Below are 12060 nucleotides of genomic sequence, written 5' to 3'. Positions count from 1 at the left end.
ACTAACGTATTCACACCAATCTAATCATTAGATTTGTGCACAATAACCAATGGCTTGGCCATTAATTGGAGAATTCAATGAAATCAGTTTTAAAAGTATCACTGCTTGCCGCAACGGTTATGCTAGCAGTTGGTTGTCAGAAAGAAGAACCAAAGGCAGAAGCTCCACAGGTAGAAGAAGTTAAAGTTGAAGCAGTAAACTTTAAAACAGAAGATGACAAAGCGGCATACGCAATCGGTGTATCTTTCGCTAACTACCTAAGCACAAGCATTGATAAGCCAAGCGAGCTAGGCATTAACCTAGACAAAGATATGGTTCTTCAAGGTATTGAAGATGTATTCGCAGAGAAAACTGCACTGAACGAAGAAGAAACTCGCGCAGCTCTTGAAGCTCTAGACAAGCGTGTTGCTGAAACGATGCAAGCTCAAGCGGCTGAAAAATCAGCAGCAGTGAAAAAGGCGGGTGATGACTTCCGTGCTGAGTTCGCTAAGACTGAAGGCGTAAAACAGACTGAATCTGGTCTACTTTACCAAGTAATGACTGCTGGTGACGGTGCTTCTCCAAAAGACACTGATACAGTTCAAGTACATTACAAAGGCACGCTAACAGACGGTACTCAGTTCGACAGTTCTTACGACCGTGGCGAACCAGCAACATTCCCACTAAACCGCGTAATCCCAGGCTGGACTGAAGGCGTACAACTGATGCAAGTTGGTTCTAAGTACAAGTTCGTTATCCCGCCAGAGCTGGCTTACGGTGAGCAAGACACTCCGACTATCCCTGCTAATTCAACGCTAGTATTCGAAGTTGAACTACTAAAAATTGATAACGCTGAAGCGGCTTCTGCACAGTAATATCGGTTTAAAGTCTCGTACTAAAATACGTTGATTGAATGAAAAGCCTAACTTTGAGTTAGGCTTTTTTTATGATTTGAAGATGAGTATTTGATTTTTAAACTTGTTCTAAATCACTAGTTGCAATGTTAGCTAGGTGTGCAATTAAAATTTTCTGATAAACTTACATAAATTTGTTGATTTTCACACGAAGGTAAGGAATAAGTGACTACTACAGAAACAGTCAATGCAGATGTGTTACTTGAAATGGAATCTGTCCACGTTATGCCATTCAGTGAACACGATAAAATCATTCTAAGATCTTACGAGGCCGTTGTTGACGGTATTGCGAGCCTGATTGGTCCGTTTTGTGAAATCGTTTTGCACTCTTTAGAAGACCTCAATACTTCTGCGATTAAAATTGCCAACGGCGAAAATACAGGTCGTCAGGTTGGTTCGCCGATCACCGATCTTGCATTGAAGATGCTAAAAGATATTGAAGGTTCTAAGCGTAACTTCTCACGTTCATATTTCACTCGCGCTAAAGGCGGTGTGTTGATGAAGTCGATCACGGTTGCTATCCGCAATGGTGAAGACCGAGTGATTGGCCTGCTGTGTATTAACGTCAACCTAGACGCGCCATTCTCACAAGTGCTGCAATCTTTCATGCCTACACAAGACGCAGACGAAGCTGCATCATCGGTTAACTTCGCAAGCGACGTTGAAGAGCTTGTCGACCAAACGGTTGAACGCACCATTGAAGAGATCAATGCCGATAAGTCTGTATCGAACAATACTAAGAACCGTCAGATCGTGATGGAGCTATACGACAAAGGTATTTTCGATATCAAAGACGCGATTAACCGTGTTGCTGAGCGCTTAAATATTTCTAAGCACACCGTGTACCTATATATCCGCCAACGTAAAACAGAGGATGAAGAGGGTTGTTAAGCTATACACTCTTAGTCAACGGACCTGTCTACGGTTCACAGTCAGCAAGAAGTGCTTACCAGTTTGCTGTGGCTCTGATTAAACAGGGCCACAACCTTCACAGTGTATTCTTCTATCAAGATGGCGTCAGTAATGGCTCCGATCTTACCGTACCTGCCAACGATGAATTCGATTTAGCTTCTGCTTGGCAAAAGCTAGCGGATGAGCATGATGTTAGCTTGGAAACGTGCGTAGCCGCCGCGCTAAGACGTGGTGTGATTAGCTCGGACGAAGCAGAGCAACACCAACTAAGCGCATCTAACTTAGCGTCAGGGTTTACACAGGCCGGTTTAGGGAGCTTATCGGAAGCGCTACTCACGCAAGATAGGGTGGTACAGTTTTGAGAAAGTTAGCCTTTATATTTAATAGTTTTCCTCATACTACCGCTGCGGGTAGAGAAGGGTTGGACGCATTGCTTGCCGCTTCTGCTTACAGTGAGGATATCGCCGTGTTCTTTGTTGGCGATGGTGTGACACAGCTTCTCAAGGCGCAGCAGCCCGACGAAACACTATCGCGTGACTATATCTCTGCATTCAAACTTATGGACCTGTACGACATCGAACAGGTGTATGTGTGTCAGCGTAGTCTGAGTCAGTTTGGTCTTTCGACAGACAACCTGTTGATTGATGTAGCCGCCGTTGAAGCCGATGAGTTAACGCAGAAGTTAGCCCAGTGCCAACAGATACTGACTTTCTAGGGGGCGCTATGCTTCATATCGTAAAATCAGTCGACAAACTTAAACTCGCATTAACCTACTCTCAACCGCAGGATCAGTTCCTTTTGGTCGAAGATGCAGTGTACGTTTGCCTTCCAAATCATGAGTTCTTTACTCAAATCAGTGCAGTTAAGCGAGTGTCGGTATTAAAACCGGATCTTGCTGCTCGAGGTCTCCAAGTACTTGCCTCCGATGTTGTTCCGCAAGTGGACTTCGACGGGTTCGTTGAACTGACGGTTTTAATCGACAAATCAGTGACTTGGTAGCTGTGTTTTATCAGTTTGGTTAAAAGTAGACCATCCTGAGCTCTAGACGGCTAAAAAAGATCTGTATATTTCTTGACACACCTCCCACTGCTGAATAGAATTTTGCGTCCCTAATTACGACTTGTGATTAGGGATAGATTTTTCACAAAGCTTACTTTCAAGTAAATTTCAGGAGCTAGTTAATGGCAACTATTAACCAGTTGGTTCGCAAGCCTCGTGTAAAGCAAGTTGTTAAAAGCAACGTGCCTGCACTAGAAGCGTGCCCACAAAAACGTGGTGTATGTACTCGTGTTTACACTACTACACCTAAAAAACCTAACTCGGCACTACGTAAAGTATGTCGTGTACGTCTAACTAACGGTTTCGAAGTAACTTCGTACATCGGCGGTGAAGGCCACAACCTACAAGAGCACAGTGTTGTACTAATCCGTGGCGGTCGTGTAAAAGACCTTCCGGGTGTTCGTTACCACACTGTTCGCGGCGCACTTGACTGTGCTGGCGTTAACGACCGTAAACAAGGTCGTTCTAAGTACGGTGTGAAACGTCCTAAGTCTTAATGCATTTTCTTTTTTAAAAGAAAGCGTTAAGTAAGGCCAAACACTATTTTATTTATTATTCTGAAAAGTTTTGGAAAAAACCTGAAGAAGACAACGGAGAATATCCATGCCACGTCGTCGCGTAATAGGTCAGCGTAAGATCCTTCCAGATCCTAAGTTCAAATCTGAATTGCTGGCAAAATTCGTTAACATCCTTATGGTTGACGGAAAGAAATCTACTGCAGAAAAAATTGTTTACACTGCACTAGATGCAATGGCTGAGAAGTCTGGTAAAGACCACTTAGCTGTATTTGAAGAAGCTCTTGAAAATGTTCGCCCAGCGGTAGAAGTTAAATCTCGCCGTGTTGGTGGTTCAACTTACCAAGTACCTGTAGAAGTTCGTCCGGTTCGCCGTAACGCTCTTGCTATGCGTTGGGTAGTTGAAGCTGCGCGTAAGCGTGGTGAAAAATCTATGGCTCAACGCCTAGCTGCTGAAATGCTAGACGCGTCTGAGAACAAAGGTACTGCGGTTAAGAAACGTGAAGACGTTCACCGCATGGCTGACGCAAACAAAGCGTTCGCACATTACCGTTGGTAATACCTTTTTAGTGCTGCAAGGTTCCTTGCAGCACTTCTTTAGTTCCTATGCTTATGCTAGGAACTATTGCTATTTCTAGGGCAAGCACTTTTTAGCGAAGTATCGCTTTTAACGCATAATCTAGGCATAGCAATAGTCCCTAAGTCTCTAATAAGAGGATTCAACCGTGGCTCGTAAAACTCCTATAGAGCAATACCGTAATATCGGTATCGTTGCTCACGTAGATGCAGGTAAAACAACCACAAGTGAACGTATTCTGTTCTATACCGGTCTTTCTCACAAAATCGGCGAAGTTCACGATGGTGCAGCAACCATGGACTGGATGGAGCAAGAGCAAGAGCGCGGTATTACGATCACTTCAGCAGCAACTACTACGTTTTGGCGTGGTATGGAAGCTCAGTACTCAGACCACCGTATTAACATCATCGACACCCCTGGACACGTTGACTTCACTATCGAAGTAGAACGTTCTCTACGTGTACTTGATGGTGCAGTTGTTGTGTTCTGTGGCTCATCTGGTGTTGAACCTCAGTCAGAGACAGTATGGCGTCAAGCTGATAAGTACCAAGTTCCACGTATGGTTTTCGTTAACAAAATGGACCGTACAGGCGCAGACTTCTTGCGCGTAGTTGAACAGATCAAGGATCGCCTAGGCGCAACTCCTGTTCCAATTCAACTGAACATTGGTGCTGAAGAAAACTTCCAGGGTGTTGTCGATCTTATCAAAATGAAGGCAATCAACTGGAACGAAGCTGACCAAGGCATGACTTTCACGTACGAAGATATTCCTGCAGACATGCAAGAAATGGCTGAAGAATATCGTACAGAACTTGTTGAAGCTGCTGCAGAAGCAAATGAAGAGCTGATGGATAAGTACCTTGAAGAAGGTGAACTAACAGAAGCTGAAATCAAACAAGGTCTTCGTACTCGTACCCTTAACAATGAAATTGTACTAGCAACTTGTGGTAGTGCATTCAAAAACAAAGGCGTACAAGCTGTTCTAGATGCAGTTGTTGATTTCCTTCCTTCTCCAGTCGATGTTCCTGCAATTAAAGGTATCGATGAAGACGAGAATGAAGCAGAGCGTCACGCGGACGACAAAGAACCGTTCTCAGCGCTAGCATTTAAGATCGCAACAGACCCATTTGTTGGTACTCTAACCTTCATCCGTGTTTACTCTGGTGTTGTAGAAAGCGGTAAAACTGCTTACAACTCTGTGAAGAAACAACGTGAGCGTTTAGGTCGCATTGTTCAAATGCACTCAAACAAACGTGAAGAAGTAAAAGAAGTACGAGCAGGTGACATCGCAGCCATTATTGGCCTGAAAGATGTGACCACTGGTGAAACTCTATGTGACCAGAACCATAAGATTGTTCTTGAGCGCATGGAATTCCCAGATCCAGTTATTCAGATCGTTGTAGAGCCAAGCTCTCAAGCTGATCAAGATAAAATGACTATCGCTCTAGGTAAACTAGCAGCGGAAGACCCATCGTTCCGTGTTGATATGGATGCGGAAACTGGCCAGACTCTAATTTCTGGTATGGGTGAGCTACACTTAGATATCATCGTTGATCGTATGAAGCGCGAATTTAGCGTGAACTGCAACGTTGGTAACCCGCAAGTGGCTTACCGTGAGACTATTCGTGGTACAGCGAAAGCGGAAGGTAAATTTATCCGTGAACATGGTGGTAAAGGTCAGTACGGTCACGTATGGCTGAAATTAGAACCATCAGAAGTTGGCGAAGGCTTTGTCTTTGTGGATGAAATTGCCAATGGTATCGTACCGAAAGAGTTTATCGCTTCAGTTGCCAAAGGCGTTGAAGAGCAGATGAACAACGGTGTGCTTGCTGGCTATCCAGTTTTGGATATCAAAGCTACACTATATGATGGTTCTTACCATGAAACAGATTCAAGTGAGATGGCGTTTACAATCGCTGCCTCTATGGCTTTCAGAACGGGTGCACTTGAAGCGCAACCGGTTCTGCTTGAGCCTATGATGAAAGTTGAAGTAACTACTCCAGAAGACTGGATGGGTGACGTTGTTGGCGATATTAACCGTCGTCGCGGCATCATCGAAGGTATGGACGAGGGGACAGCTGGCCTGAAGATAATTCGTGCACAAGTTCCGTTGTCTGTCATGTTCGGTTACGCAACTGATTTACGTTCTGCGACACAAGGTCGTGCTTCTTACTCTATGGAGTTTAGTGAGTACGCCGAAGTGCCTAACAATGTTGCAAAAGCAATCATTGCAGAGCGTGGTTAAACAAAAGGAAGGCATTTTTTTTCATTTTTTGAAAGAACAATGCGTCCAAATATTGCGCTAACGAGAGTTGGCGCATAAAATAGCAATTTCTGGCGCGTCTCGCTCAATAATGAACGTGGCGAATCATAACTAGGAAGGAACACGATTGTGTCTAAAGAAAAATTTGAACGTACGAAACCGCACGTAAACGTTGGTACTATCGGCCACGTTGACCACGGTAAAACAACTCTAACTGCTGCTATCTGTACTACTCTTGCAAAAGTGTACGGCGGTGTTGCTAAAGATTTCGCATCTATCGATAACGCTCCAGAAGAGCGTGAGCGCGGTATCACAATCGCAACTTCTCACGTTGAGTACGACACTCCAGCACGTCACTACGCACACGTAGACTGTCCAGGACACGCGGATTATGTTAAAAACATGATCACTGGTGCTGCACAAATGGACGGCGGTATCCTAGTTGTTGCTGCGACTGACGGCCCTATGCCTCAAACTCGTGAGCACATCCTACTTGGTCGTCAAGTTGGTATCCCTTACATCATCGTATTCATGAACAAATGTGACATGGTTGATGACGAAGAGCTACTTGAGCTAGTTGAGATGGAAGTTCGTGAACTTCTTTCTGAATACGACTTCCCAGGTGATGACCTACCAGTTATCCAAGGTTCTGCACTTGGCGCACTAAACGGCGAGAAGCAGTGGGAAGACAAGATCGTTGAGCTTGCAGAAGCACTAGATTCTTACATTCCTGAGCCAGAGCGTGCAGTAGACCAACCGTTCCTACTACCAATTGAAGATGTATTCTCAATTCAAGGTCGTGGTACTGTTGTAACTGGTCGTATCGAGCGCGGTATCCTACGTGTAGGTGACGAAGTAGAAATCGTTGGTATCAAAGAGACTACTCTTACTACTTGTACTGGTGTTGAAATGTTCCGTAAACTGCTTGACGAAGGTCGTGCAGGTGAGAACGTTGGTGCACTTCTACGTGGTACTAAGCGTGATGACGTTGAACGTGGTCAAGTACTTTCTGCGAAAGGTTCTATCAACCCACACACTAAGTTTGAGTCTGAAGTATACGTACTTTCTAAAGACGAAGGCGGCCGTCACACTCCTTTCTTCAAAGGTTACCGTCCACAGTTCTACTTCCGTACAACTGACGTAACAGGCGACATCACTCTACCAGAAGGCGTAGAAATGGTAATGCCAGGTGACAACGTTCAAATGACTGTTGAGCTAATCGCTCCAATCGCAATGGACGAAGGTCTACGTTTCGCAATCCGCGAAGGTGGCCGTACAGTTGGTGCTGGTGTTGTAGCTAAAATCTTCGCTTAATAGCATTTAGATTTTTGCACACTCTTCATTAGAAGAGCACGCATCTGAAAAGGGAAGCTTCGGCTTCCCTTTTGTTTTATCGAAAGAAATCTTACCTCTCACTTATTTTCTTCCCTGTTAATACAAAACCAATCTCCAATAAATTCCGATTATTTTTCCAACACCACTTGCATACTAAAGTGTGATCTGTATAATGCATCGCACTGGCTAACGCTGGTTGTGAACCAATGAGCACTGAGGAGTAGGTCTTACCTAGTAATGTATACTCAGCTTATGTTCGCGGTTAATAAAAATAGTAAACTTCTTGTTTGCTTCAAAAGTTAACTGACAATGCGTCCTAATTTTGGATGCTACGGTTTCACATAAATCAATCGGCATTCTCTCGTCTTATCGAGCTTGAGTGGCGATATTGTTTGTGTAATTTTTAATAATTGGAGCTCTGTCTCATGCAGAACCAACGTATTCGTATCCGCCTTAAAGCGTTTGATTACAAGCTAATCGATGCTTCAACTGCGGAAATCGTTGAAACAGCAAAACGTACTGGCGCACAGGTTCGTGGTCCTATTCCACTACCTACTCGTAAAGAGCGTTTCACTGTTCTTACCTCTCCACACGTCAACAAAGATGCACGTGACCAGTACGAAATTCGTACTCACAAGCGTTTGATCGACATCGTTGAGCCAACAGATAAAACTGTTGATGCTCTAATGCGTCTTGATCTTGCAGCTGGCGTTGATGTTCAAATCAGCCTAGGTTAAGGGAGATAAGAATAATGATTGGTCTAGTCGGACGTAAAGTGGGTATGACCCGCGTATTTACTGAAGAAGGCGTTTCTATCCCAGTAACTGTTGTTGAGGTTGAAGCGAACCGTATTTCTCAAGTTAAAACTCTTGAGACAGACGGCTACGCAGCAATCCAAGTAACTACTGGTGCTAAGAAAGCTAACCGTGTAACTAAACCTGAAGCTGGTCACTTCGCGAAAGCGGGTGTAGAAGCAGGTCGCGGTCTTTGGGAATTCCGTTTAGAAAACGGCGAAGAGTTTGAAGTTGGCGCTGAGCTAAACGTAGAACTTTTCAACGAAATTAAAAAAGTAGACGTTACTGGTACATCTAAAGGTAAAGGCTTCCAAGGCGCTATCAAGCGTTGGAACTTCTCTACTCAAGATATGACTCACGGTAACTCTTTGTCTCACCGCGCACCGGGTTCAATTGGCCAATGTCAAACTCCAGGCCGCGTGTTTAAAGGCAAGAAAATGGCAGGTCACATGGGTGCTGAGCGTGTAACGACTCAAAACCTAGAGATCGTACGTGTTGACGCTGAGCGCAATCTACTCCTTATTAAAGGTGCAGTACCGGGCTCAACAGGCGGAAACGTGATCGTAAAACCTGCTGTTAAAGCATAACGTCTAGGAGTAAGTAATGGAATTGATGGTTAAAGGTGCTGATGCACTAACTGTTTCCGAGACTACTTTCGGACGTGACTTCAACGAAGCTCTTGTACACCAAGTAGTTGTTGCATATGCAGCAGGTGCTCGTCAAGGTACTCGTGCTCAAAAGACTCGTTCTGAAGTATCTGGCGGTGGCGCTAAGCCATGGCGTCAAAAAGGTACTGGCCGCGCACGTGCTGGTACAATTCGTAGCCCAATCTGGCGTACAGGTGGTGTTACTTTTGCTGCGAAACCACAAGATCACAGCCAAAAAGTAAACAAAAAAATGTACCGCGGTGCTATGAAGAGCATTCTTTCTGAGCTAGTTCGTCAAGAGCGTTTAATCGTTGTTGATAACTTCTCTGTAGAAGCACCAAAAACAAAAGAACTTGTAGCTAAGCTTAAAGAGCTTGAGCTAAGCGACGTTCTGATTGTGACTGGCGAAGTAGATGAAAATCTATTCTTAGCTGCTCGTAACCTATACAAAGTAGATGCACGTGATGTTGCTGGTGTTGATCCAGTATCACTAATCGCTTTCGACAAGGTTCTAATGACTGCTGACGCAGTTAAGCAAGTTGAGGAGATGCTAGCATGATCACTGAAGAGCGTATCTTAAAAGTTCTACGTGCTCCGCACATCTCTGAAAAAGCAACTATGGCAGCTGAGAAAGCGAACACTATCGTTTTCAAAGTAGCTAAAGATGCAACTAAGAAAGAGATCAAAGCAGCTGTAGAAAAGCTATTTGAAGTTGAAGTTAAGTCTGTAAATACTCTTGTATTAAAGGGTAAGACCAAACGTCAAGGTATGCGTGAAGGCCGTCGTTCAGACGTTAAGAAAGCCTACGTTACTTTGAAAGAAGGTCAAGATCTTGACTTCGTTGGCGGCGCGGAATAACAGGAGTAGTAAAAATGGCTATTGTTAAATGTAAGCCGACTTCCCCTGGTCGTCGTCACGTCGTTAAAGTTGTTAACGCTGACCTACACAAGGGTAAGCCATACGCACCACTTCTAGAGAAAAACTCTAAGAACGGTGGTCGTAACAACAACGGTCGTATTACAGTACGTCACATCGGCGGTGGTCACAAGCACCACTACCGTGTAATTGACTTCAAACGTACTAAAGATGGCATCCCAGCGAAAGTTGAGCGTCTAGAATACGATCCAAACCGTAGTGCTAACATCGCTCTAGTTCTGTACGCAGACGGTGAGCGTCGTTACATCATTGCACCTAAAGGTATTAACGCAGGCGACCAGATCCAATCTGGCGTAGATGCTGCAATCAAAGCAGGTAACACTCTGCCGATGCGCAACATCCCAGTAGGTTCTACTGTACACTGTGTTGAACTTAAACCTGGTAAAGGTGCTCAACTAGCTCGTTCGGCTGGTGCTTATGCTCAAATCATCGCTCGCGATGGTGCATACGTAACTATCCGTCTACGTTCTGGTGAAATGCGCAAAGTACTTTCTGAAGGTCGTGCAACGATCGGTGAAGTTGGTAACTCTGAGCATATGCTACGTGAACTTGGTAAAGCTGGTGCTTCACGCTGGCGCGGCGTACGTCCAACCGTACGTGGTGTAGTAATGAACCCGGTGGATCACCCACATGGTGGTGGTGAAGGCCGCACATCTGGTGGTCGTCACCCAGTTTCTCCTTGGGGCGTTCCTACTAAGGGCTTCAAGACTCGTAAGAACAAGCGCACTGACAAGTACATCGTACGTCGTCGCACTAAATAATTTATAAAGAGGAATCGCCATGCCACGTTCTCTCAAGAAAGGTCCTTTTATTGACCTACACTTGCTGAAGAAGGTAGAGAAAGCGGTGGAAAGCGGAGACAAAAAGCCTATTAAGACTTGGTCCCGTCGCTCAATGATCATCCCAACAATGATTGGTTTGACCATCGCTGTCCATAATGGTCGTCAGCACGTTCCAGTTTTCGTTACCGAAGAAATGATCGGTCACAAACTGGGCGAATTTGCACCAACTCGTACTTATCGCGGTCATGCTGCAGATAAGAAAGCTAAGAAGAAATAAGGAGTAGATGATGGAAGCTTTAGCTAAACATAACTTTGCTCGTATTTCTCCACAGAAAGCTCGCTTAGTTGCAGACCAAATTCGCGGTAAGTCGGTAGACCAAGCTCTAGAAATTCTAACTTTCAGCAACAAAAAAGCTGCTGTATTAGTTAAGAAGGTTCTTGAGTCAGCTATCGCTAACGCGGAACATAACGAAGGTGCAGATATCGACGATCTAAATGTCGCTAAAATCTTCGTAGATGAGGGCCCTATCATGAAGCGTATTATGCCTCGTGCTAAAGGTCGTGCGGATCGTATCTTGAAGCGTTCAAGCCACATCACTATTGTTGTAGCAGATCGCTAAAGACTAGGAGAGTAAGCAATGGGTCAGAAAGTACATCCTAATGGTATTCGTCTTGGCATCGTTAAGCCTTGGAATGCTACATGGTTTGCTAATACCAACGAATTCGCTGACAACCTAGACGGCGACTTCAAGGTACGTCAGTTCCTTACAAAGGAACTACAAAAAGCATCATTATCTCGTATCGTTATCGAGCGTCCAGCTAAGAGCATCCGTGTGACTATTCACACTGCTCGTCCTGGCGTTGTTATCGGTAAGAAAGGTGAAGACGTAGAGAAGCTACGCGCAGCTGTAGCTAAAATCGCAGGTGTACCAGCGCAAATTAACATCGCTGAAGTACGTAAGCCTGAGCTAGATGGTCAGCTTGTAGCTGATAGCATCGCGTCTCAACTAGAGCGTCGTGTTATGTTCCGTCGTGCAATGAAGCGTGCGGTACAAAATGCTATGCGTCTAGGCGCTAAAGGCATCAAAGTACAAGTAGGCGGCCGTCTTGGCGGTGCTGAAATCGCACGTTCTGAGTGGTACCGTGAAGGCCGTGTGCCTCTACACACTCTACGTGCAGACATTGATTACGCAACTTCTTCGGCTCACACTCAATACGGTGTGATCGGCATTAAAGTTTGGATCTTCAAAGGTGAGATTCTAGGCGGTATGCCAGCTGCTAACGCAGTAGAGCCAAAAGGCGATAAGCCTAAGAAGCAGCGTAAAGGCCGTAAGTAAGGAGTCGAAC

At 44.9% G+C, this 12060-nt stretch carries 17 protein-coding genes; all 17 read left to right on the top strand.

From position 1 onward, the window contains the following. The first annotated feature begins 77 nt into the window (after positions 1-77). The 17 genes from fkpA to rpsC all read left to right on the top strand — a co-directional run bounded on the left by fkpA (position 78) and on the right by rpsC (position 12050). Positions 78-854 (top strand): FKBP-type peptidyl-prolyl cis-trans isomerase, encoded by a 777-nt coding sequence (gene fkpA / locus OCV56_RS14575; protein WP_086715739.1) that lies wholly within the window; start codon positions 78-80, stop codon positions 852-854. Positions 855-1058: 204 nt separating this feature from the next. Further along, positions 1059-1784 carry a helix-turn-helix transcriptional regulator gene (locus OCV56_RS14570; protein WP_004729851.1) on the top strand — a complete coding sequence of 242 codons (726 nt, stop codon included), beginning with the start codon at positions 1059-1061 and terminating at the stop codon, positions 1782-1784. After that, the gene (tusD, locus tag OCV56_RS14565; protein ID WP_086715737.1) at positions 1778-2167 is read left to right on the top strand and encodes a sulfurtransferase complex subunit TusD; all 390 of its coding nucleotides are present in this window, start codon (positions 1778-1780) and stop codon (positions 2165-2167) included. Before OCV56_RS14570 ends, tusD begins: the two co-directional genes overlap by 7 nt. Next, entirely contained in the window at positions 2164-2520 is a 357-nt protein-coding gene (tusC, locus tag OCV56_RS14560) for a sulfurtransferase complex subunit TusC (protein ID WP_086715736.1), read from the top strand. Before tusD ends, tusC begins: the two co-directional genes overlap by 4 nt. Before the next feature lie 8 nt (positions 2521-2528). Further along, entirely contained in the window at positions 2529-2804 is a 276-nt protein-coding gene (gene tusB, locus OCV56_RS14555) for a sulfurtransferase complex subunit TusB (protein ID WP_086715735.1), read from the top strand. Positions 2805-2986: 182 nt separating this feature from the next. Beyond that, positions 2987-3361 carry a 30S ribosomal protein S12 gene (gene rpsL / locus OCV56_RS14550; protein ID WP_004737194.1) on the top strand — a complete coding sequence of 125 codons (375 nt, stop codon included), beginning with the start codon at positions 2987-2989 and terminating at the stop codon, positions 3359-3361. Positions 3362-3467: 106 nt separating this feature from the next. Then, positions 3468-3938, top strand: coding sequence for a 30S ribosomal protein S7 (gene rpsG / locus OCV56_RS14545; protein ID WP_004737195.1), 471 nt, complete (start codon positions 3468-3470; stop codon positions 3936-3938). Positions 3939-4104: 166 nt separating this feature from the next. Beyond that, positions 4105-6201 carry an elongation factor G gene (fusA, locus tag OCV56_RS14540; RefSeq protein ID WP_086715733.1) on the top strand — a complete coding sequence of 699 codons (2097 nt, stop codon included), beginning with the start codon at positions 4105-4107 and terminating at the stop codon, positions 6199-6201. 147 nt (positions 6202-6348) lie between these two features. After that, entirely contained in the window at positions 6349-7533 is a 1185-nt protein-coding gene (gene tuf / locus OCV56_RS14535) for an elongation factor Tu (protein WP_010435158.1), read from the top strand. A 446-nt stretch (positions 7534-7979) separates the two neighbouring features. Next, a complete protein-coding gene (gene rpsJ, locus OCV56_RS14530; protein ID WP_004736761.1) occupies positions 7980-8291 on the top strand; it encodes a 30S ribosomal protein S10 in 312 nt (103 codons plus the stop codon). A 14-nt stretch (positions 8292-8305) separates the two neighbouring features. Further along, the gene (rplC, locus tag OCV56_RS14525) at positions 8306-8935 is read left to right on the top strand and encodes a 50S ribosomal protein L3 (RefSeq protein ID WP_004736763.1); all 630 of its coding nucleotides are present in this window, start codon (positions 8306-8308) and stop codon (positions 8933-8935) included. A 16-nt stretch (positions 8936-8951) separates the two neighbouring features. Next, complete coding sequence (gene rplD, locus OCV56_RS14520) at positions 8952-9554, top strand: 50S ribosomal protein L4 (protein ID WP_004738803.1); 603 nt, start codon at positions 8952-8954, stop codon at positions 9552-9554. Then, entirely contained in the window at positions 9551-9853 is a 303-nt protein-coding gene (rplW, locus tag OCV56_RS14515; protein WP_004736765.1) for a 50S ribosomal protein L23, read from the top strand. The genes rplD and rplW overlap by 4 nt, the downstream gene beginning before the upstream one ends. 14 nt (positions 9854-9867) lie before the next feature. Further along, positions 9868-10692 (top strand): 50S ribosomal protein L2, encoded by an 825-nt coding sequence (gene rplB, locus OCV56_RS14510; protein ID WP_086714249.1) that lies wholly within the window; start codon positions 9868-9870, stop codon positions 10690-10692. Between the two features lie 19 nt (positions 10693-10711). Next, on the top strand, positions 10712-10990 hold the full coding sequence (gene rpsS, locus OCV56_RS14505) for a 30S ribosomal protein S19 (protein WP_004736729.1): 279 nt from the start codon (positions 10712-10714) through the stop codon (positions 10988-10990). 10 nt (positions 10991-11000) lie between these two features. Next, entirely contained in the window at positions 11001-11333 is a 333-nt protein-coding gene (gene rplV, locus OCV56_RS14500; RefSeq protein WP_004736732.1) for a 50S ribosomal protein L22, read from the top strand. Positions 11334-11351: 18 nt separating this feature from the next. Further along, positions 11352-12050 (top strand): 30S ribosomal protein S3, encoded by a 699-nt coding sequence (gene rpsC, locus OCV56_RS14495; RefSeq protein ID WP_004736734.1) that lies wholly within the window; start codon positions 11352-11354, stop codon positions 12048-12050. Positions 12051-12060 lie beyond the last annotated feature (10 nt).

The sequence above is a fragment of the Vibrio gigantis genome (assembly GCF_024347515.1).
In the GTDB taxonomy this organism is placed as follows: Bacteria; Pseudomonadota; Gammaproteobacteria; order Enterobacterales; family Vibrionaceae; genus Vibrio; species Vibrio gigantis.
Note: the sequence above shows the minus strand (reverse complement) of the source record. Positions and strands in the feature narration are given on the sequence as shown.